This is a genomic window from Devosia sp., from assembly GCF_017744655.1.
In the GTDB taxonomy this organism is placed as follows: Bacteria; Pseudomonadota; Alphaproteobacteria; order Rhizobiales; family Devosiaceae; genus Devosia.
In genome coordinates this window covers 918,069-937,716 of the sequence record NZ_JAGIAW010000001.1, presented here as the reverse complement: position 1 = coordinate 937,716, position 19,648 = coordinate 918,069, and the positions used below count along the sequence as shown (strand labels likewise).

General features: G+C 60.2%; 24 protein-coding genes. 16 read left to right on the top strand and 8 right to left on the bottom strand.

Annotated elements, in window-relative coordinates; translation table 11 throughout:
• Positions 1 to 22 precede the first annotated feature (22 nt).
• From J7557_RS04670 to J7557_RS04660, 3 genes are all read left to right on the top strand, one after another.
• Positions 23 to 919 (top strand): nucleotide-binding protein, encoded by an 897-nt coding sequence (locus J7557_RS04670; RefSeq protein WP_291417803.1) that lies wholly within the window; start codon positions 23 to 25, stop codon positions 917 to 919.
• Complete coding sequence (gene gatA / locus J7557_RS04665; protein ID WP_291417801.1) at positions 916 to 2,400, top strand: Asp-tRNA(Asn)/Glu-tRNA(Gln) amidotransferase subunit GatA; 1,485 nt, start codon at positions 916 to 918, stop codon at positions 2,398 to 2,400. Before J7557_RS04670 ends, gatA begins: the two co-directional genes overlap by 4 nt.
• Positions 2,401 to 2,530: 130 nt before the next feature.
• Entirely contained in the window at positions 2,531 to 2,848 is a 318-nt protein-coding gene (locus J7557_RS04660; protein ID WP_291417799.1) for a hypothetical protein, read from the top strand.
• 67 nt (positions 2,849 to 2,915) lie between these two features.
• Here the strand turns inward: J7557_RS04660 and J7557_RS04655 are convergent, their stop codons facing one another.
• On the bottom strand, positions 2,916 to 3,158 hold the full coding sequence (locus tag J7557_RS04655; RefSeq protein WP_291417797.1) for a YjhX family toxin: 243 nt from the start codon (positions 3,156 to 3,158) through the stop codon (positions 2,916 to 2,918).
• A gap of 261 nt (positions 3,159 to 3,419) precedes the next feature.
• On the opposite strand from J7557_RS04655, the gene J7557_RS04650 reads away from it, so the two are divergent.
• From J7557_RS04650 to J7557_RS04625, 6 genes are read left to right on the top strand one after another with little or no spacing between them, the layout of a single operon-like run.
• Positions 3,420 to 3,737 carry a chorismate mutase gene (locus tag J7557_RS04650; protein ID WP_291417795.1) on the top strand — a complete coding sequence of 106 codons (318 nt, stop codon included), beginning with the start codon at positions 3,420 to 3,422 and terminating at the stop codon, positions 3,735 to 3,737.
• Positions 3,738 to 3,771: 34 nt separating this feature from the next.
• Entirely contained in the window at positions 3,772 to 4,275 is a 504-nt protein-coding gene (locus tag J7557_RS04645; protein WP_291417793.1) for a GNAT family N-acetyltransferase, read from the top strand.
• Positions 4,272 to 4,757, top strand: a complete 486-nt coding sequence (locus J7557_RS04640; RefSeq protein WP_291417791.1) for a GNAT family N-acetyltransferase — start codon at positions 4,272 to 4,274, stop codon at positions 4,755 to 4,757. Before J7557_RS04645 ends, J7557_RS04640 begins: the two co-directional genes overlap by 4 nt.
• Before the next feature lie 12 nt (positions 4,758 to 4,769).
• Complete coding sequence (gatB, locus tag J7557_RS04635) at positions 4,770 to 6,269, top strand: Asp-tRNA(Asn)/Glu-tRNA(Gln) amidotransferase subunit GatB (protein WP_291417789.1); 1,500 nt, start codon at positions 4,770 to 4,772, stop codon at positions 6,267 to 6,269.
• A 17-nt stretch (positions 6,270 to 6,286) separates the two neighbouring features.
• Positions 6,287 to 6,580 carry a DUF1330 domain-containing protein gene (locus J7557_RS04630; protein ID WP_291417787.1) on the top strand — a complete coding sequence of 98 codons (294 nt, stop codon included), beginning with the start codon at positions 6,287 to 6,289 and terminating at the stop codon, positions 6,578 to 6,580.
• A complete protein-coding gene (locus J7557_RS04625; protein ID WP_291417785.1) occupies positions 6,573 to 7,073 on the top strand; it encodes a YqhA family protein in 501 nt (166 codons plus the stop codon). The genes J7557_RS04630 and J7557_RS04625 overlap by 8 nt, the downstream gene beginning before the upstream one ends.
• Before the next feature lie 3 nt (positions 7,074 to 7,076).
• On the opposite strand, the gene J7557_RS04620 is transcribed toward J7557_RS04625, so the two are convergent.
• Both J7557_RS04620 and J7557_RS04615 read right to left on the bottom strand, forming a co-directional pair.
• Entirely contained in the window at positions 7,077 to 7,268 is a 192-nt protein-coding gene (locus J7557_RS04620) for a hypothetical protein (protein WP_291417783.1), read from the bottom strand.
• A 47-nt stretch (positions 7,269 to 7,315) separates the two neighbouring features.
• Positions 7,316 to 8,218: a DMT family transporter gene (locus J7557_RS04615; RefSeq protein WP_291417781.1), complete on the bottom strand. Its 903-nt coding sequence runs from the start codon at positions 8,216 to 8,218 to the stop codon at positions 7,316 to 7,318.
• Between the two features lie 183 nt (positions 8,219 to 8,401).
• Between J7557_RS04615 and J7557_RS04610 the strand changes: the two genes are divergently transcribed.
• The 3 genes from J7557_RS04610 to J7557_RS04600 all read left to right on the top strand — a co-directional run bounded on the left by J7557_RS04610 (position 8,402) and on the right by J7557_RS04600 (position 10,215).
• Positions 8,402 to 9,019 carry a nucleotidyltransferase family protein gene (locus tag J7557_RS04610; RefSeq protein ID WP_291417779.1) on the top strand — a complete coding sequence of 206 codons (618 nt, stop codon included), beginning with the start codon at positions 8,402 to 8,404 and terminating at the stop codon, positions 9,017 to 9,019.
• A 31-nt stretch (positions 9,020 to 9,050) separates the two neighbouring features.
• Positions 9,051 to 9,629, top strand: coding sequence for a TetR/AcrR family transcriptional regulator (locus J7557_RS04605; RefSeq protein WP_291417778.1), 579 nt, complete (start codon positions 9,051 to 9,053; stop codon positions 9,627 to 9,629).
• A 94-nt stretch (positions 9,630 to 9,723) separates the two neighbouring features.
• Positions 9,724 to 10,215: a hypothetical protein gene (locus J7557_RS04600; protein WP_291417776.1), complete on the top strand. Its 492-nt coding sequence runs from the start codon at positions 9,724 to 9,726 to the stop codon at positions 10,213 to 10,215.
• Here the strand turns inward: J7557_RS04600 and purN are convergent.
• Entirely contained in the window at positions 10,212 to 10,796 is a 585-nt protein-coding gene (purN, locus tag J7557_RS04595) for a phosphoribosylglycinamide formyltransferase (protein WP_291417774.1), read from the bottom strand. The genes J7557_RS04600 and purN overlap by 4 nt on opposite strands.
• Positions 10,793 to 11,869, bottom strand: coding sequence for a phosphoribosylformylglycinamidine cyclo-ligase (gene purM, locus J7557_RS04590; protein ID WP_291417772.1), 1,077 nt, complete (start codon positions 11,867 to 11,869; stop codon positions 10,793 to 10,795). Before purM ends, purN begins: the two co-directional genes overlap by 4 nt.
• 236 nt (positions 11,870 to 12,105) lie before the next feature.
• Here purM and J7557_RS04585 point away from each other — a divergent pair, with 236 nt between their 5' ends.
• Genes J7557_RS04585 through J7557_RS04570 form a run of 4 tightly spaced genes read left to right on the top strand, consistent with a single transcriptional unit; the run spans position 12,106 to position 17,605 of the window.
• Complete coding sequence (locus J7557_RS04585; protein WP_291417770.1) at positions 12,106 to 13,197, top strand: AI-2E family transporter; 1,092 nt, start codon at positions 12,106 to 12,108, stop codon at positions 13,195 to 13,197.
• On the top strand, positions 13,178 to 13,912 hold the full coding sequence (locus J7557_RS04580; RefSeq protein ID WP_291417768.1) for a hypothetical protein: 735 nt from the start codon (positions 13,178 to 13,180) through the stop codon (positions 13,910 to 13,912). Before J7557_RS04585 ends, J7557_RS04580 begins: the two co-directional genes overlap by 20 nt.
• On the top strand, positions 13,905 to 16,067 hold the full coding sequence (locus tag J7557_RS04575; protein ID WP_291417766.1) for an RNA degradosome polyphosphate kinase: 2,163 nt from the start codon (positions 13,905 to 13,907) through the stop codon (positions 16,065 to 16,067). Before J7557_RS04580 ends, J7557_RS04575 begins: the two co-directional genes overlap by 8 nt.
• Positions 16,068 to 16,069: 2 nt before the next feature.
• Positions 16,070 to 17,605, top strand: a complete 1,536-nt coding sequence (locus tag J7557_RS04570) for a Ppx/GppA phosphatase family protein (RefSeq protein ID WP_291417764.1) — start codon at positions 16,070 to 16,072, stop codon at positions 17,603 to 17,605.
• A 3-nt stretch (positions 17,606 to 17,608) separates the two neighbouring features.
• Here J7557_RS04570 and J7557_RS04565 read toward each other — a convergent pair whose 3' ends face one another.
• The 3 genes from J7557_RS04565 to rnd are packed head-to-tail and all read right to left on the bottom strand — an operon-like array spanning position 17,609 to position 19,477.
• Positions 17,609 to 17,962, bottom strand: a complete 354-nt coding sequence (locus J7557_RS04565; RefSeq protein WP_291417763.1) for a HepT-like ribonuclease domain-containing protein — start codon at positions 17,960 to 17,962, stop codon at positions 17,609 to 17,611.
• On the bottom strand, positions 17,962 to 18,267 hold the full coding sequence (locus J7557_RS04560) for a nucleotidyltransferase family protein (RefSeq protein WP_291417761.1): 306 nt from the start codon (positions 18,265 to 18,267) through the stop codon (positions 17,962 to 17,964). The genes J7557_RS04565 and J7557_RS04560 overlap by 1 nt, the downstream gene beginning before the upstream one ends.
• Positions 18,268 to 18,307: 40 nt before the next feature.
• A complete protein-coding gene (gene rnd, locus J7557_RS04555) occupies positions 18,308 to 19,477 on the bottom strand; it encodes a ribonuclease D (protein WP_291417759.1) in 1,170 nt (389 codons plus the stop codon).
• Between the last annotated feature and the right edge of the window lie 171 nt (positions 19,478 to 19,648).

Sequence of the window (19,648 nt, the reverse complement as noted above, 5' to 3'; positions counted from 1 at the left end):
GATAGTTTATCGGAAGGTTCTCTTGATCGTTGTCGTAAACAGCTCGATCGAAGTAATTCTGCGGCCAAATCAATGGGGCCTCTTGGTGAAAAGAGATAAACTATTCTACGGCATTAAGTTTCCCATTGCTGCCATACGCGAAGCTTCCGATCTAGTTAATTCTTTGTTTGAATCGAACGAACAGATAATTACTAGCTACGAATATTATCGAATATATAATAAAGAAGAGTCGTGGCATCACGACGATGAAGATGAATTCTTTGCGGATTATAATAAGTGCTCCCAAAAGGCGGTCTATTCTCGAGAGTTCAAGGGGACAATTGATGGTGCCATCGAGAAGATATCTCTAGAGGTCAGCTTGAGCCTCGATGGTGGCACTTCGGAGGTCGGCGTTCAAGCATCTCGTCGGTGGATCATAGAGCGCGTACTTAGCAAATTTGACGCTTGGGAAAGCAGGGCCGAAAAGATTATTGGCTATGCGGAAAATTTTTCTATATTTGTTGGGCATGGTCGTAGTCCGCAGTGGCGCGATTTGAAGGATCATCTGTCCGATCAGCATCATTTTGATGTGGTTGCATACGAAACGGGCGCCAGAGCTGGGCATTCCATTCGTGATATTCTGGGGGAGATGGTGGATAATACTTCATTTGCTCTCTTGGTTATGACCGCGGAGGATGCAAGTGAGACGCGAGAGGGGCGAGCCCGACAAAACGTTGTCCACGAAATAGGGTTGTTTCAGGGGAGACTCGGCTTTGCTCGCGCAATTGCTCTCGTGGAAGACGGCGTCGAATTGTTTTCAAACCTTGACGGAGTCCAACAGATAAGGTTTTCAAAGGGCAACATCCGAGAGACCTTCGGTGATGTACTGGCCACCATCCGACGCGAATTCGGCCGTGGGATTTTGAGAGATGATCGTTGACTGAACTGACCAAGCTGAGCCTCGCCGATGCCCGCCAGGGCCTCAAGGATAAGAGCTTTTCGGCTCTCGAGCTGACCGAGGCCTATATCGGTGCCATCGACGCTGCCAATGACAAGCTCAATGCCTATGTGGCGACGACGCCGGACCAGGCGCGCGACATGGCCAAGGCCAGCGACGCGAAACTGGCCAAGGGCGAAGCCGGCCTGCTGGAAGGCATTCCGCTGGGCGTGAAGGACCTCTTCGCGACCAAGGGCGTGCACACTCAGGCGGCGAGCCATATTCTCGATGGTTTTAAGCCCGAATACGAATCGACCGTGACGGCCAATCTCTGGCGCGATGGCGCCGTGATGCTGGGCAAGCTGAACATGGACGAATTCGCCATGGGTTCGTCCAACGAGACGAGCTATTACGGCTCGGTGATCAACCCGTTCCGCGCCGAAGGCAGCAATGCCAATCTCGTGCCGGGCGGCTCTTCGGGTGGTTCGGCCTCGGCCGTTGCCGCATGGCTCTGCGCCGGTGCGACTGCGACCGATACCGGTGGTTCGATCCGCCAGCCGGCCGCGTTTACCGGCACCGTGGGCATCAAGCCGACCTATGGCCGTTGCTCGCGCTGGGGCACGGTGGCTTTCGCCTCTTCGCTCGATCAGGCCGGTCCGATTGCCCGCACCGTGGAAGATGCGGCGCTGATGCTGCAGTCCATGTCGGGTTTTGACGCCAAGGACTCGACCAGCGTCGATCTGGCTGTTCCGGATTTTGCTGCTGCCGTTGAGCGTGGCGTGAAGGGCCTCACCATCGGCGTGCCGCGCGAGTACCGCATGGACGGGATGCCGGCCGAAATCGAGGCGCTGTGGAATCAGGGCCTAGAATGGCTCAAGGCCGAAGGCGCGACGGTGAAGGATATTTCGCTGCCGCACACCAAGTATGCCTTGCCGGCCTACTACATTGTGGCACCGGCAGAAGCTTCGTCCAACCTCGCGCGCTATGACGGCGTGAAGTATGGCCTGCGCGTTTCGGGCAAGGACATCACCGATCTCTATGAACTCACCCGCGCTGCCGGTTTTGGGCGCGAAGTGAAGCGCCGCATCATGATCGGCACCTATGTGCTCTCGGCTGGCTACTTTGACGCCTATTACGTCAAGGCCCAGAAGGTCCGCACGCTGATCAAGAAAGACTTCGAGGACGCTTTCAATGCCGGCGTCGACGCGGTTCTTACGCCGGCGACGCCGTCGGCTGCTTTCGCCATCGGCGACGAGGCTTTGGCGGCTGATCCGGTGGCCATGTATCTCAATGACGTCTTCACCGTGACCGTGAACATGGCGGGCCTGCCGGGCATTGCCGTGCCGGCGGGCAAGGACGGCAAGGGCCTGCCGCTGGGGCTGCAGTTGATCGGCAAGCCGTTCGACGAAGAGACGCTCTTTGCGGCGGCGCGCGTGATCGAAAAGAGCACCGGCACCGACTTTTCGCCCACGCGTTGGTGGTAAGCCGGAGGGGCGCCATGCAATGGCGGCGCTTGATTGCGCCGCCGTTCCGCACTATTTGCGCCCAATGCACAAGTTGAAACTGGTTGTGACGCGCCCTGTGGCAGCGTCCGGGCCAACAGGAATTTCGCCGATGGCCGTTGATATTTTCACGACGCTCGACTGGTCCGAGCCGCCCAAGGACATGAGCAAGCCGCTGCAGGCGCTGTGGTGGCTGAAGAAGGGCGAATTGCGCATGGGTCCCGAATGGGAAAAGGCGCACAACATCGTCCAGGCGATGGAAGGCGTGCAGGCCTTCGACTGGGTGCATGCGCTGATGCACTGGATCGAGGCCGATATGGGCAATGCTGATTATTGGTATCGCCGCTCCGGCAAGCGTCGGGCAACGGCGAGCGTTAGTGCTGAATGGGAGCATATTGCTGCCGCGCTGAGCGAAGTGACCAAGCACTGAGCGAAAGCGTCTTTATTAGGGCCACAGGATAACCGTCCCGTGGCCCTTTGCTTTCTGACCTGCTGCCTTAGACGCGCAGGGTTTCGAGGCCGTGTTTCGTTATGCGATATGGACCGCCTCGCACCGATGAGATGACTTTCTTGGAGCGCATGCTCTTGAACATGTCCAAGGTACAGTCGGTCATCACCCAGCCTTCTCGGGTGTAGCATTCGATATCGATGGTTTTGCCCTCGTCATCACGAATGAGGCAAATCCGACCGCCAAGGGCCAGCACGCCGAGAACTCGGCGTTCTTGTCGGGAAACGTTCATTTCTTTAGCTGTCTAGGAGCGGCGTGCCATTGGCATAGCCGCGAACAAACAAAACCATCCGCCGGCATCACGCTCGGCGGCTGGTCGGTTCATTCTGCCCCGTCGCGATTGGACGGGGTCTTAGGCAATCTCAAACTGACTAGACATGCGGCATTGTTTAACCCCGCTCCGACGTGGCGTCCAGAATCTGAGAACGCAGCGGTTGAAATCGTGGCCATGGCGGTGCAAACCAGCAACAGACGCATGACTTGAGGATAGACCGTGACCGCAGCCGCCAAACTGCCCGCCGAATGTGAAAGCAAGGAAGATGTGCGGGCCGAGATCGACCGTATCGACCAAGCGCTGTTGACCCTGCTTGCCGAGCGTCACCGCTATGTGACAAGAATGGCCGAGATCAAGACCGATCCGCACGAGGCCTATGATCCCCAGCGCATCGAAGCGGTCATTTCCAAGGTGCGGACGCGCAGCGGCGACCTTGAACTGGACGAAGACCAGGCCGAACTCTTGTGGCGGACCCTGATCGACTGGAACGTGAACTACGAAAAGGGCATCATCGCCGCTCGTCGTCGGGCGCGGTGAGTCAAGCGTAACTGAAGCGTAGCGGGAGTCAGGTGTGGCGGTGATCGAAATTCGGAAGGCCGAAATATCCGACGCCCCTCGCATGGCCGACATTGCCTTCGCCGCCTGGGACACCGGCATTCGGCCATTGCTTGATGAACGGCCAGGACAGCGCGAAAGCGAGCGCGCCCGGCTCTCGCAGGCTTCGGCGATGAACTGGCAGAACACCATTGTCGCCACCATCGACGACATTGTCGTGGGCTGGTGCTGCCGGTCATCGCGGCGGAGCTACATTCCCTATCTCTTCGTGATGCCCGACATGCAGGGGCATGGCATTGGCGCGAGCCTGCTCAATCGCATGGAAACGATTCTCGAGCTGCAAGGCGCCAGCAAGGTCCATCTGGAGACGCCGGCCGACAATGTACGGGCGGTACGGTTCTACGAGCGGCAGGGCTATCACATCCTGGCGCTGCGCGGAGAACCGCGAAGCGGGCATGATCCCTTTGCAAGCGTGCACCTCGAAAAAGTACTTAATCCTTATGAGGGACAGATCGAGTGATCGTGCGTAAGGCGGTCGCGGCGGAAGCCCTGCGGCTGGGGGAGATTGGATTCGAGGCGTGGCGGATGAGCGCCTTTGGGGCTAACGACGCCGGCCGGACGGACGCTGATCTGCTCCGTGGTGAATTCGTTCAATTCTGTGCCAAGAATCCGGAAGCCATCCTTCTTGCTGCGAACGACGACCAACTTTTGGGCTGGGGCGCGCGCGAATTTTCTGATCAGGTTATTTCAGATCTTTGGGTTGCCCCCGAGGCACAGGGCAAAGGCGTCGGAGCGGCCTTGCTTGCAGCTCTGGAAGAGGCTATCGCCATAGCAGGTTTCAGCCATTCTGAGCTCGAAACCTATGCCGGCAATGCCGGCGCGGTGCGCTTCTATTCGCGACAGGGCTACGAGCCCATTTGGCGCGGTATGAAATTCACCGCCAGCCTGAACTATGATTTGGAAAAGATACGCTTCCGGAAAATGCTCCCGGCGGCGGAGTAGGACCGGTAACGCATGACCCTCGTCGACACCCGCACCCCTGACAAGAAGCGCCTGATTTCCGGTTCGACCGGTGATTGGGAAGTGATCATCGGCATGGAAGTGCACGCGCAAGTCACGAGCGAGAGCAAGCTGTTCTCCGGCTCTTCGACGGCCTTCGGCAATCCGCCTAATGCCAATGTGAGCTTCGTGGATGCGGCCATGCCGGGCATGCTGCCGACGATCAACGAGGAATGCGTGCGCCAGGCTGTGCGCACGGGCCTTGGCCTCAAGGCCAAGATCAACAAGCGCTCGGTGTTCGACCGGAAGAACTATTTCTATCCGGACTTGCCGCAGGGCTACCAGATTTCCCAGTTCAAGGACCCGATCGTCGGCGAGGGCAAGGTTCTGCTCGATGTCGATGGCGAGCAGATCGAGATTGGTATCGAGCGCCTGCACCTCGAGCAGGACGCCGGCAAGTCGATCCACGACCAGCATCCGAACATGAGCTTTGTCGACCTCAACCGGTCCGGCGTGGCGCTGATGGAAATCGTGTCCAAGCCCGATCTCCGCTCGGCAGAAGAGGCAAAGGTTTACCTCGCCAAGCTGCGGACCATCCTGCGCTATCTCGGCACATGCGATGGCAATATGGAGCAGGGCTCCATGCGTGCTGACGTGAACGTGTCGGTGCGTCGCCCGGGCGGTGAATTCGGCACGCGTTGCGAAATCAAGAACGTCAATTCCATCCGCTTTGCCGGCCAGGCGATCGAATATGAAGCGCGTCGCCAGATCGATATCCTGGAAGACGGCGGTACGATCGACCAGGAAACGCGTCTGTTCGACCCCAAGAATGGCGAAACGCGGTCGATGCGCTCGAAGGAAGAAGCGCATGACTATCGCTATTTTCCCGATCCGGACTTGCTGCCGCTTGAATTCGACGATGCCTTCATCGCTGAACTCGGCGAGCATCTGCCGGAACTTCCCGATGAGAAGCAGGCCCGTTTCATTGCTGACTATGGCGTGACCGCCTATGACGCGATGGTGCTGACGCTTGATCGGGAAACCGCTGATTTCTACGAGTCCTGCGTTGCCTTCGGCGGCGCCAAGCGTGATGGCAAGGCTGTTGCGAACATCCTCAACGGCGACGTTGCGGCCTTTGCCAATAGCCAGGGCCTCGCCGTTTGGGAAACGCACCTGCAGCCGGCCCAGATTGCCGGTGTCGTCGATCTGATCGCCGGCGGCACGATTTCGTCCAAGGGCGGCAAGGACGTGCTGCAGATTCTCATCGCCGAGGAACCCGAGGGTGATCCGGCCGAGATCGTTGAGCGTCGTGGCCTCAAGCAGGTCACCGACCTCGGCGCGATCGAGAAGATCGTGGATGACATCATCGCGGCGAACCCGGACCAGGTGGCCAAGGTCCTGGCCAAGCCGACCATGATCGGCTGGTTCGTCGGTCAGGCCATGAAGGCTTCGGGTGGTAAGGCAAACCCGCAGGCGCTGAACGACCTCATGAAGAAGAAGCTCGGCATCGAATAAACCAATCTGGAGGGGGCATGGCGAAAGGCTATTGGGTGGTTCGGGTCGATGTGATCGATCCCGAACAGTTCAAGATTTATCAGGCTTTCGTCGGCCCTTTTCTGGCTGAGCACGACGGGCGGTTTCTCGTACGCGGGGGACGCCACGCCATTCCCGAAGGTACGGCGCGGCAACGCACCGTTGTCGTCGAATTTCCGACCTATGAAGCCGCATTGAAAGCGTACGATTCCGTCGAGTATCAGGGCGGCGTTGCAATGCGCGAGAATGCTGCCGTGGTCGATTTCGTGGTCGTGGAAGGTTACGATGGCTGAGGAATCCAAGCCACAACCGCAACTGCGCCTGCCGGGCGGTTTTATCGTTCGGGCGGTGACCTTGCTGCCTGTCGTCGCGACCATGATCGCCTCATTGGCGCTGATGATCTATGGCTTTGTCGATACCTGGCGGTTCGCGCGCAATCTGGTTTTTCCGGAACATGAGGCGACGCGGGATGAAGTCCTGTTGCACGCCATCGAGATCGTGGACCTCTTCCTGCTCGCGACGGTGGTTCAGGTGGTGTCGTTGGGTCTTTACCAACTCTATTTCCATCAGGACCTGCAACTGCCGCGCTGGTTGAAAATCGAGACGCTGGACGATCTCAAATCAAAGCTGGTTGGCGTGACCATTACGGTGCTCGCAGTCTACTTCCTCGGACGGGCGCTCACCTGGCAGTCGGGCGCCGACATCGCCTACCTCGGCGCAGCGGTTGCCGTGGTGATCGCCGCGCTAACCTGGTTTCTCAGCAAGATAGACCACCATCACGATTGACCGCTAGAGCATGCGCGGTTCGTTCCCCGGCCCGGGTGGCGGCGATGGCATGGGATCTTCGTCCGGCTGATCAGGCGGAGGAAGTTCCTCCGGGTCTGGCGGATAGGGCTCGACGGGCTGCGGGGGCGATGGTTCGGGTTGCGGGATGATTTCGGGGATCGGCCGCGGATCGATATCGGGTTTGGGTTCGGGCATTGCACACCTCCTTGAAGCCAACGTGAGGCTTCAAGGAGGGTTCCGAGTCAGCTTGCCGACTTGGCCTGTGTCGGTCGCCAACGCTGTACCAGACGGCCATCCATGAAGATCAGACCGATGAAGATCACCACGATACCGGCGATGTGCACGGGCTCGAAGCGCTCGTGAAGGATCAGCACGCCGAGGAGAATCGCCGAGATCGGCGTGATGTAGGTGTTGAGCGAGAGATTGGTAGGACCGACGCGAGGCAGCAGCCAATAGACCAGCAGGAAGCTGAAGCTGGTCGAGAAGGTCGCGATGGCAAAGAGGGCGCCCCAGGTTTCGAGTCGGGTGATGATGGGCAGACCCGAAAAGAGCAGCGCTACCGGCAGCGACACCAGGGCGGCGCCGGTCAACGAACAGGTCGCGACGACTGCTGGCTCGATGGCCTTGAAGCGCCGGGCATAGTTGAGGGTCACCGCGTAGCAGATGGTGGCGAGGAGCGCGGCGAGGAGGCCGATGACCTGGGCGGAGGCGCCGGCACCAAGCGAGGGCAGGGCGAGAATGACGGCACCGAGGAACCCGACGATGACGCCGGCGATCTTGTTCCAGGTCGCTTTTTCGCCGCCCGGCCAGAGCTGCGAGACGATGACCGTGCTCATCGGCGTCAGGCCATTGATGACGCCGACAATGCTGCTGGCGACGGTGTGCTCGGCAAAGGGAAAGAGCGAGAAGGGGATGGCATAGTTGAGAATGCCCAGAACCAGCAATTGCCAATAAATCCTGCCGTCCTTGGGCAGGGTTTTGCGTGTGGCGAAGAAATAGACCCAGCAGATTGCCGCGCCGAGCGTGACCCGACCGGCAGAGACCCAGAGCGGGCTGATCTCGCGAATAAGAATGGCATTGAAAAGGAAGGAGCTGCCCCAGACCGCACCGAGCAAGATGATCAGCAACCAATAGCGTAGCGGCACAGGTGTTCTCCTTTTGTGCTGAGGTTAGCGGGCAAAAGGAGTCGCGTCGAACCGATTTTGACGATGGGTCCATCAATTGCATTGATGCGTTCGTTTTGCCTGCGGGCATTAGGACCCCGTCTGCTGACAATGTGTGTCAGCGGCGTCTGGTGGGCTTTTCGAGGACATGGAGAAGCAGCGGCGATGACGCATCTGAAATATTCCGGACTCGATGCCGATGTACAGCGCCAGGTGCTGATCGACATCATCGCCGATGATCCGGTGTTGATGGCGCTCCTGAGGGGCATGGAGGAAGTCGAGCTGCCCGACCCGTTGCTCGGCTCGGGGGCGATCTACAATACGGTCTGGAATGTGCTCACAGGCCGCGAGAGGCATCGGGGCATCAAGGATGCCGATGTCGTCTATTTCGACGCCAGCGACCGAAGCTATGAGGCTGAAGACAGGGTCATTCGCCGGGCGTGGGCCTATTTCGCAGATAGCCCAATTCCGGTCGAGGTGCGAAACCAAGCGCGGGTGCACCTCTGGTTTCCGGAAAAATTCGGCCTAGCCTATCCCGAACTTAGCTGCAGCGCAGACATGTTGCGCTATTTTGCCACCAGGACACATGCGGTTGCGGCGCGGATAGAGGACGGGAAGATCGCCATCTTCGCGCCCTTCGGGCTCGACGATATGTTCTCGTTTCGGCTGACGCCTAACCCGGCATTACCCAACCGGGCTACGCATGAGGGCAAAGGGGCACGTGCGCTGCAGCTTTGGCCGGAACTGCAGTTCGAACCTTGGCCCGATGAGATTGCCGATTGACGGGCAACCTACTAGAAGGTAGGTAAATGACATGACCGATCTTTCCAGCACTGCCGAAGAAATCATTCGCCGCACGCGACCGCTCATTTTGTCGGGCGGATATGACGGCTTCAGCTATGCGGATATTTCCAACGTGGTTGGCATCCGCAAGGCCAGCATCCACCACCACTTTCCGACCAAGGCGCAATTGGTTCGGGTTCTGGTGGAGCAGTATCGCCGGGAAGCCGTAGAAGGGCTCCGACAGTTGGATCAGGCTATTGCCGACCCGGCAGAAAGACTGCGGGCCTATACGGGCTATTGGCAGAACTGCATTGCCTCGGGCTCGGAGCCGTTCTGTGTTTGCGCCTTGCTGGCGAGCCAGATGCCGGCCTTGCCTGCAGAAGTGGCGGCAGAGGTGCGGGCGCACTTTCGGGCGCTGGCTGCGTGGGTCGCGAGTGTGTTCCGGCAAGGCATCGAGCAGGGAGGCCTGCAGATGGTGCATGAGCCTCAGATCGAAGCGGAAGTCTTTGTGGCAACTGTGCATGGCGCCATGCTTTCGAGCCGTGCCCATGGCGATGCCGCAGTATTCGAAATGATCGTTGGGCCGCTTGTAGAGCGCTTTGTCAGGTAAGGTTCGGGGGCGTGCGCCGATATTTGGCGGCATTGCCTACCAACTAGTAGATATATAACGGCGCGTGGTGCGCCTCTCGATATGAGGACCAAAAATGTTCGGTATTTCTCCCATTGGTTGGGTTCATACGCTTGGCAGCCTGCCGGCGCTCGCCATGGCCATCTATATGCTGGTGCGGCATGGGCGCATCGTGCCGCGGTCTATTCCGGGCGCGATCTATTTTGCCTCGATGGTTTTGGGTGGCACCACGGCGTTTCTGGTGGCCAAGCAGCCGGTAAGCTATGCCATTGGCGGCCTGACGCTCATCTTGATCGCCGTGGGCTATGGCGTTCACCACGTGACCTTTTTGGGTCGCCTGCGGCGCTATATCGAAACCATCAGCCTCAGTTTCAGCGTCTTGCTGCTATTGTTGCCGACGATCACGGAAACGCTAACGCGGGTGCCGGATGGGGCACCGCTGGCATCGAGCGTGAGTTCGCCCATTGTGCTGGGGTCTCATGGCGCGCTGCTGCTGGCCTTCGTCGTCGGGCTGATCGTACAGATTGTCGTGCTGCGGCGCGAGGGCCGGGCCACGGCCGCGGCTTAAAGCGAGACTTCGCCGCGGGCGAGCATCGCCAGGGCCCGGGGATAGATCTTGTGCTCTTCGACCAGCACGCGGGCAGTCAGTGTCTCGGGCGTATCGCCCGGGAGGACCGGCACGCGGGCCTGGAGAATGGCGGGACCTTCATCGAGGCCGGGGGTGACGAAATGGACCGTGCAGCCGTGTTCGGCATCGCCGGCGGCGAGGACGCGAGCATGGGTGTCGAGGCCTTTGTAGAGGGGCAGGAGGGAGGGGTGGATGTTGACCATCCGGCCCTGCCAGCGCAGCACGAAATCTTCGCCCAGAATGCGCATGAAACCGGCGAGGCAGACATAGTCGACCTCCCAGCTTTCGAGTATCTGGGTCATCGTGTCTTCGAACATTTCCCGGCTGGGGAACTTGCTCTGGGCCAGGGATGCCGTGGCGATGCCATGCTCCTGGGCCGTGAGCAGACCCGGCGCGGCCGCCTTGTTGGAGAGAACGCCGACGATCTCAGCGGGATAGTCGCGAGCCTTGGTGGCTTCAATGAGCGCGGACATGTTGGAGCCGCGGCCGGAAATGAGGACGCCGACCTTTTTGCGGCTCACAGGGCGAGCTTTCCGCGGAAGGTGACGGGTTCGCCGGTGCGCGGGGTCAACTGGCCGACTATGGCCGCAGTTTCGCCCGACGCGGTGAGGCTTTCGACCAGCTTTTCGGCATCTTCCGGGGTGACGGCGACGAGCATGCCGACGCCGCAATTGAAGGTACGCAGCATTTCGCGCTCGCTCATGCCGCCGACCTTGGAAAGCCAGCCGAAGACGGCGGGCACGGTGACGGCGCCGAGATCGACGTCGGCCGCGAGGTCATCGGGGAGGACGCGCGGAATATTGTCGATGAAGCCGCCGCCGGTGATGTGGGCAAGGGCCTTGATGCCGATGCCGGCCTTGAGGGCGCTAAGGAGCGGTTTTACGTAGATGCGGGTGGGTTCGAGGAGTGCTTCGGCGAGGGTCTTGCCAGTCTCGAAGGGGGCATCGGCAGTCCAGGCGAGACCGGAGAGCTCGACGATTTTTCGTACGAGCGAATAGCCATTGGAATGGACCCCGGAGGAGGCGATGGCGACGAGCGTGTCGCCGGCGGCAATATCCTTGCGCGGCAGAAGGGCATCGCGCTCGGCGGCGCCGACGGCGAAGCCGGCCAGGTCATAATCATTGCCGTGATACATGCCCGGCATTTCGGCGGTTTCGCCGCCAATCAGCGCGCAGCCGGCGAGGCGGCAGCCATGGGCAATGCCTTCGACAATGGCAGTGCCCTGGGCAACGTCGAGCTTACCGGTGGCGAAATAATCGAGGAAGAATAGTGGCTCGGCGCCCTGAACGATGAGGTCGTTGACGCACATGGCGACAAGGTCCTGGCCGATCGTGTCGTGCCTGCCGGTATCGATGGCGATCTTGAGTTTGGTACCGACGCCGTCATTGGCGGCGACGAGAACCGGATCTTTGAAGCCAGCGGCCTTGAGGTCGAAAAGGCCGCCAAAACCGCCGATTTCACCATCGGCACCGGGGCGGCGCGTAGAGCGCACGGCGGGCTTGATCGCCTCGACCAGAGCATTGCCAGCATCGATATCGACACCCGCCTGCTTGTATGACAGGCCGTTTGATGGCAGGTTTTGCGCGTCGGACATGAGCCTAAAGCCATTGCTGGGGATATCGGGAACGCTTTGGCTACCGAGACCCGGTCTGGTTGAACTTAACGGTGCTGGCCGCTAGAGCTTTTCATGCGATGTTCGAATCGCGCGATGCTCCAGGTCTTTGTTTTTGCGGCGGTTTCGTAAGCCGAAAGTGATTGATGCTTTCTGCTTATTTCGCCTGAAGGCCTGATAGCTTCTTGGATAGTCAGACGCAAGGGCCGCCCGGCACCATGAACCTTAGAAATCAAGTGCTGATCTGGATCGGCTTCTTCGTCTTCCTGATCCTGTCTCTCTGGATCTTCCGCGGCATTCTTCTGCCTTTCGTGGTCGGCGCGGCGCTGGCCTATCTGCTCAATCCGCTCGTCAACCAGTTGCAGCGCTGGCATTTCAGCCGCAGTTGGGCCACCGCAGTCGTGCTCCTGAGCGTGATCACCATCATCGTCGGCATCTTCGTCATGCTGGTTCCGATGGTCGCGCAGCAGATCGTGGGGCTGGTGCAGCGCTTGCCGGGCTATGCGGCCGATCTCGAAGCCATGGTGCGCAAATGGGCGCCGGAGCTGAACGAATGGCTTGGGCCGGAACGGGCGGCACAGGTCGAGCGGACGGTTTCGGACATGCTGGGACAAGTGGTCGGCTTTGCCGGTGTCGTCACCCAGGAAATCCTGGCTTCGGGCATGACGCTGATCAGCGTCATCGGTTTTGCGATTTTTACGCCTGTTGTCGCCTTCTACCTGCTGCTCGATTGGGACAGCATGGTGCGGGGTCTCCATGACCTGCTGCCGCGTCGCTACCGGGCAGAAATTCTCGGCATCCTGCGCGACATCGACAGCTCCATGGCCGGCGTTATCCGCGGGCAGGGCGGTGTGCTGCTCATCGATGCCGCCTTCTATGCCGGTGCGCTCTCGCTCGTCGGCCTCAACTACGGCCTCGCCGTGGGGCTCATTGCCGGGCTCCTGAGCTTTATCCCCTATGTGGGGTTCGGCGTCGGCTTCGTGCTGTCGATGGGTATCGCCACCGTTCAGTTCTGGCCGAACTGGTGGATGATCGCGCTGGTCTTCGCCATTTTCATGGGCTGGCAGTTCGTCGAGGGCAATGTGCTCTATCCCAAGCTCGTCGGCAGCTCGATCAATATCAATCCGGTCTGGCTGATGTTTGCCCTGCTCGCCTTCGGCGCCCTGTTCGGCTTTGTCGGCCTGTTGCTGGCGGTGCCGCTCGCGGCGATCGGCGGGGTGCTCGTGCGCTACGGCATTCGCAAGTATAAGGGAAGCAGCCTCTATCTCGGATCAACCCATGGTGGCCAGGGTGGTAACCCCACTGCGTAACGACAGGCTGCGGCAATTGCCGCTCGAGTTCGAGCATACACCATCCCATGCCGCGGACGATTTTCTGGTGGGGGAGGGCAATGCCTTGGCCCATGGACGCATCGGCGCCTGGCCGCATTGGCCGGATGCGGTCACGCTGCTGATCGGGCCACCGGCTTCGGGGAAATCGCATCTGGCGCGGATTTTTGCCGATCGCAGCCATGCGGTGATTGTGACGCCGGAGACGATCACGGCTATCGCCGAGGCGGATGGGCGCGGGCCGCTGGTGGTCGAGGACGTGGATCGGCTGGGTTATGACGAACCGAGTCTTTTCCACCTGCTTAACCAGGCCATGCGCGGCAACCGGACGCTGCTGCTGACGGCGCGTGACGATATTGCCAAGTGGCCGCTCCACACCGACGACGTGCGCTCGCGGGTGCGGCGGGCTCCGGCTTTCCGCCTTGAGATCAGCGACGACATAGAACTGTCACACATGTTCGCCAAACTTTTCGGCGATCGTCAGATCAAGGTTGATCCAAAAATCATCCATTACCTCGTGGCGCGCATGGAACGCAGCCCCGAAGAAGTGGGCGAACTGGCAGACCGCATGGACCGGCTGGCCCTGGCCAGGGGCACGGCCATTACCCGAACGATTGCAGCAGAGGCCCTGGCGCTCCGGGAGGCGGAGCGCGACGGTGGCAGCCAACAGGACTGGGACCCTTTAAGCGATGAATGACATGAGCGAGATCACCGAGGCAGAAGGCGCTGGGCCGGATGTCGAGGCGTTGCGAACCAGCCCGGCGCGGTTCGTCAACCGTGAGGTGAGCTGGCTGCAGTTCAACATGCGCGTGTTGGAAGAGGCTGGAAACGAGGCCCATCCGCTACTCGAGCGCCTTCGCTTCGTGTCGATTTCGGCCAACAATCTCGACGAATTCTACATGGTGCGCGTGGCGGGGCTGAAGGGGCAGATCCGCGCGGGCCTGACCAAGCAGAGCGCCGACGGGCTGACGCCGGCCGAGCAGCTAGAAGAAATCGCGACGCTGGCCCAGCATCTGCAGCGCGATCAGCAGGACCATTGGGAAACGCTGCGCGAAGAGCTGTTTGCGCAAAACGTGGTCATCCACGAATCCAACGATCTCAGCGAAGAGCAGGTGGCTTACCTGCAAAAGCTGTTCCGTGAGGAAATCTTCCCGGTCCTCACACCGATCGCGGTCGATCCGGCGCATCCGTTCCCGTTCATTCCCAATCTCGGTCTGGCGCTGGCGTTTGAGCTGAAGCGCCCTGACAGCGACCAGCCGCTGACGGCGCTGGTTCGTATTCCGGGCAATCTCGATCGTTTCATCAATCTGCCCAATGATCTGGTTTCGGAGGGTCGCAGCGAGGTTGTGACCATCGACACGCTGGTGAAGCTGTTCTTCCACAAGATGTTTCCGGGCCACGAGGTCGTGGGGTCTGGTGCGTTCCGCATCATCCGCGATAGCGAAATCGAAATCGACGACGAAGCTGCCGATCTGGTGGTGGAGTTCGAAAGCGCCCTGCGCCAGCGTCGTCGCGGCCAGGTGATCCGGCTTGAAATCGAGCGGTCGATGCCGCGCGCCCTGCAGCGCCAGATCGGCGAGCAGATGGGCATCAGGGATGCCGACGTGTTCGAGGTCAATGGCTTCCTCGGGCTCGCCGACGCGCGCAAGATTTGCGACGTGGAGCGGCCGGACCTGAAATTCCCGCCCTATATCGCACGCTTTCCCGAGCGCATCCGCGACTATAACGGCGACAATTTTGCCGCTATCCGGGCCAAGGACATTCTGGTCCATCATCCATTCGAGAGCTTTGACGTCGTTGCGCAATTCCTGATGCAGGCGGCGCGCGACCCCGATGTGGTGGCGATCAAGCAGACGCTCTATCGCACCTCGTCGGACAGCCCGATCGTCAAGGCGCTGGTGATGGCGGCCGAGGCGGGCAAGTCGGTGACGTGCCTTGTCGAGCTTAAGGCTCGCTTCGATGAAGAGGCGAATATCCGCTGGGCGCGCGACCTCGAACGGGCCGGTGCGCAGGTGGTTTTCGGGTTCATCGAGTTGAAGACCCACGCCAAGCTGAGCCAGGTGGTGCGGCGCGAGAAGGGCAAGCTCGTCAGTTATTGCCATATCGGCACGGGCAATTATCACCCGATCACGGCCAAGATTTATACCGATCTCAGCTATTTCACGATCGACCCCGCGATCACGCGGGACGTAGCGCGCGTGTTCAACTTCATCACCGGCTATGCGCGGCCGACCGAACTCGAAACCATCGCGGTTTCGCCGGTCAATCTGCGTGAAACACTGGTCAATAATATCGCCCGCGAAATCGAATTCGCGCGCAGCGGCCAGCCGGCCTCGATCCTGCTCAAGATGAATTCTCTCGTCGATCCGCAGGTGATTGATGCGCTCTACGATGCTAGCCAGGCTGGGGTGAAGGTCGATCTCATCGTTCGCGGCATCTGCTGCCTGCGGCCCGGCATTCCTGGCTTCTCGGACAATATCCGGGTCAAATCGGTGGTCGGACGGTTCCTTGAACACAGCCGCATCTATTGCTTCGGCAATGGCGAAACCATGCCTTCGCAGCGGGCGCTGGTCTATATTTCCTCGGCGGATCTGATGGGGCGCAATCTTGATGGGCGCGTCGAGGTCATGGTGCCGATTCTCAACAGAACCGTGCACAAGCAGATTCTTGACAGAACGCTAGTTGCCTATTTGAAGGACAATCAGCAAAGTTGGGAAGTCTTGCCAGATGGCAGTTCCCATCGCTTGCGCGTTGCGGAAGGGGCGGAACCCTTCAACGCGCATGACTATTTCATGACCAATCCTTCGCTGTCCGGACGCGGCAGCGCCGGCATTGGAGACGACGAGGGCTGAGTTTGACACAATTCTGGGGCGTAGACGCCGATCCTACGGCCCAGGGCCGTCTCAAGGGCGCCCAGCCGGTCGCTGTCCTTGATATCGGGTCAAACTCCGTTCGCCTTGTCGTCTACGAGCGCCATGCGCGCTCGCTGACGCCGCTTTACAACGAGAAATCGGCCTGCGCGCTCGGCCGGGGCATTGCCCAGAGCGGGCGACTGGCCGACGCCAATGTCGAAAAGGCACTCGACGCCATCAAGCGCTTTGCGCTGGTGGCGCGGATGATGCGTGTCGGCAAGGTGCATGTGCTGGCGACTTCTGCCGTGCGTGATGCAGCCAACCGGACCGAATTTGTTTCGGCCGTGGAAGCGATCATGGAAGCGCCGGTGCGGGTGCTTTCGGGGGAGGAAGAGGCACATTTCGCGGCGCTTGGCGTGGTTGCCGGCATTCCGGGATTTGCCGGCGTGGTCGGTGATCTCGGCGGCGGCAGCCTTGAGCTATCGATCATAACCAACGGCCGTGACGCCAATGGGCAGTCACACGAACTGGGCGTTATTCGCCTGCAGGACGATGCCGATGGGTCGCCCAAGAAGGCCGCGGCGCTGGTACGCGAAAAGCTCAAGAAGTCGTTGCTGGCGGGCATTGAGCCAGGTGGGCAGTTCGCGGCCATCGGCGGCACTTGGCGGTCCCTTGCGAAACTCCATCTCGAGCTGCGCGACTATCCCCTGCACATGGTGCAGGACTATGTGGTGCCGGCCTCGGAGATGATCGCAGTCTGCGAAGAGATCATTGCGGCTGAGTCGCTGAAAACCTATCCGGGCTCGAACAGCGCCAGCAATTCGCGCCGAGAGCTGGTGCCGTTCGGTGCGGCGGTACTGGCTGAAGTGCTGCGCGCCGGGAAGTTCGAGAGTGTCGTATTTTCGGCACTGGGTGTGCGCGAAGGCTATCTCCATGGCCTCCTGTCTGAAGCCGAACAGGCGGTTGATCCGCTGATTCAGGGTGCTGAAGAGCTTTCGGTGCTTCGTTCGCGCTCTCCGGCCCATGCTTCTGATCTTGTCGAGTTTACCGCCCAGTATTTTGCGGCCACCGGTACTGTCGAAACGGCGGAGGAAAGCCGGCTGCGGCAGGTGGCGTGCCTCCTGGCCGATATCGGCTGGCGCGCGCATCCCGATTATCGCGGTCCGCAGAGCGTCGATTCGGTGGCCTATGGCTCATTGACCGGCGTCGACCATCCCGGCCGTGCCGTGCTCGCCCATGCCATCGCCGTGCGCTATGACGGGCTCAAGACAAAGTCGGCCAATACGCTGATCCCGCTGGCTTCCCCGGAGATGATCAAGCGGGGGCGGCTGATCGGCACCCTGTTCCGCGTGGCCTATCCGATGACTGCGGCCATGCCGGGCATATTGCCCCGCATTCGCTTCCGGCTGGAGGGCGATGTGCTGGTGTTGCAACTGCCGGAAGACTACACCTTCCTCAATGGCGAGCACCTACGCAACCGGCTGAGTCAGTTCGCCAGCTTTGCCGAGCACGCCGATGCACGGGTTGAGGTGGGCTGAGGGCTACTCAGGATCCGAAACGGCCGTCATCATGGCGGTGACCGCATGGTCTAGGGAATCGAGTTCGGTCGTATAGATGTCCCACAGCGACCTGGCGTCGCTCTTGTGGTAGGTGTGCCTCAGAACGTTGCCCAGGTCCGCAACATTTCGCCAAGGGACGCCTTGCCCATGGCTACTTTTCAGGTCGTCCGGAATGTGCCGAGACGCTTCGCTCGCAATCTCCAGATATCGTTCGAATGCGGCGCGAATGTCGGGATCGGCATACATCTGCTCGAACGTCTTTCCATCGAGCAACCGGCGAATATTGGCAATCGAGTCCCTGATGTCGGTCAGCCGATAGATTGTGCGCCGGGTCATCAGAAAATCCGGACCAAGTCCGGCTGGGCTTCCCTGACGAACTTGTCGTCCAAGCTTCGCTTCATGAAGATGTTCGCGGGGAGGCCGATGCTGTCTTCGACGATGTGGCCGATGCCTACAACCTTCAGCATCGAGAACGGCTGATCGTCGTTTACTTCGATCATCAGGTCTATGTCGCTGTCTGGACGATGGTCGCCACGCGCCCTTGAGCCAAACAGGCTCATATGCATCACGCCATCCCGCTCTAAATCGGGGCGCAATCGCCTTAGACTGATCAGCAATTCATCGCGGGCAATATTCGGCATGCAGGAAATATAGCATGCGACCAGCCCTTTGCCACCTGGGCTACTCAGCCGCCTCGGCCTGATTGACGGCAAACTCGATGACGCCTTTTCGTGTCGCCGCGAGGCCGATGCGGCCGTGCTTAATGGCCAAGGCCTTTTCGCCGAACAGTTTGCGGCGCCAGCCCTTGAGAGCGGGAACGTCGGCTTCGTCATCGAGCACGAGGGCATCGATGTCGTCCGACGTCGCAAGGATGCGGGCAGCGACACCGTGTTGTTCGGCGACCGATTTCAGCAGAACGCGAATGAGATCGCCGACCGCGCCCTTGGGCGAGGGGCCGCGATAGCGCTCGGGCAGGGTGGGGAGGTCGGCCTTTTGCAGCGCTTCGACGCCCTTGAGGAGCTCGATGATCTCGGCGGCGGCGGAGCTGCGGCCAAAGCCGCGGGGGACGGCGCGCAGCTTGTCGAAGGCATCCGGCGTCAACGGACGCTGCATGGCGAGATCGAACAGGGCGTCGTCCTTGAAGACCCGGCTGCGCGGCTGATCTGACGTCTGCGCCTTGCGCTCGCGCCACTCGGCCAAAACCTTGAGGGCGGCGAGGTCGCGCGGACGATTGATCTTCATCTTCAGCCGTTCCCAGGCCTCTTCGGGCTGGACGACATAGGTATCGATGCTGCGCAGGACCGTGAGTTCGTCTTCGACCCAATCCCAGCGGCGAGTCTGTTCGACCTGCTTGCGCAGTTCGCGGTAGATGTCGCGGAGATAGGTGACGTCGGCCAGCGCATAGAGGCGCTGCTTTTCCGAGAGCGGGCGCGCCGACCAATCGGTGAAGCGGGAGGATTTGTCGAGCTCGACCTTGCAGATGGCGCGCACGAGGCTGTCATAGGACGCGCTATCTCCAAAGCCGCATACGCTGGCTGCGATCTGCGTATCGAAGATGTTATGCGGTAAGGCGCCGGTCAGTTTGACAAAGATTTCAATGTCTTGCCTTGCGGCATGAAACACCTTGGTGACCGATGGATTGGCCAGAAGCGCAAAGAACGGTTTCAGATCAAGGTGATCGGCCAGGGGGTCGATGAGCACGGCTTCGTCGTCCGTGGCCACCTGAATGAGACAGAGGCGGGGCCAATAGGTGGTTTCGCGCAGGAATTCGGTGTCCACCGTCACGAAATCAAACTGGGCTGCACGCTCGCAAAATGCCGAGAGCGCCTCTGTGGAAACAATCAGGTCCATATGAATACCGTCTCAAAATAGTCACTATCGTTCCTAGCAGGTGCGGAAGGATTGCTCCACCTCGGATTTCCGCCACGGCTAGGGAAAGGCCTGACGCTTGACAATCAGGGTGCTCCATGCGCTTTTCCCGCCCTAGAATCCGGCCCTTTTTGCACTTTTTCGGAAAAGAAA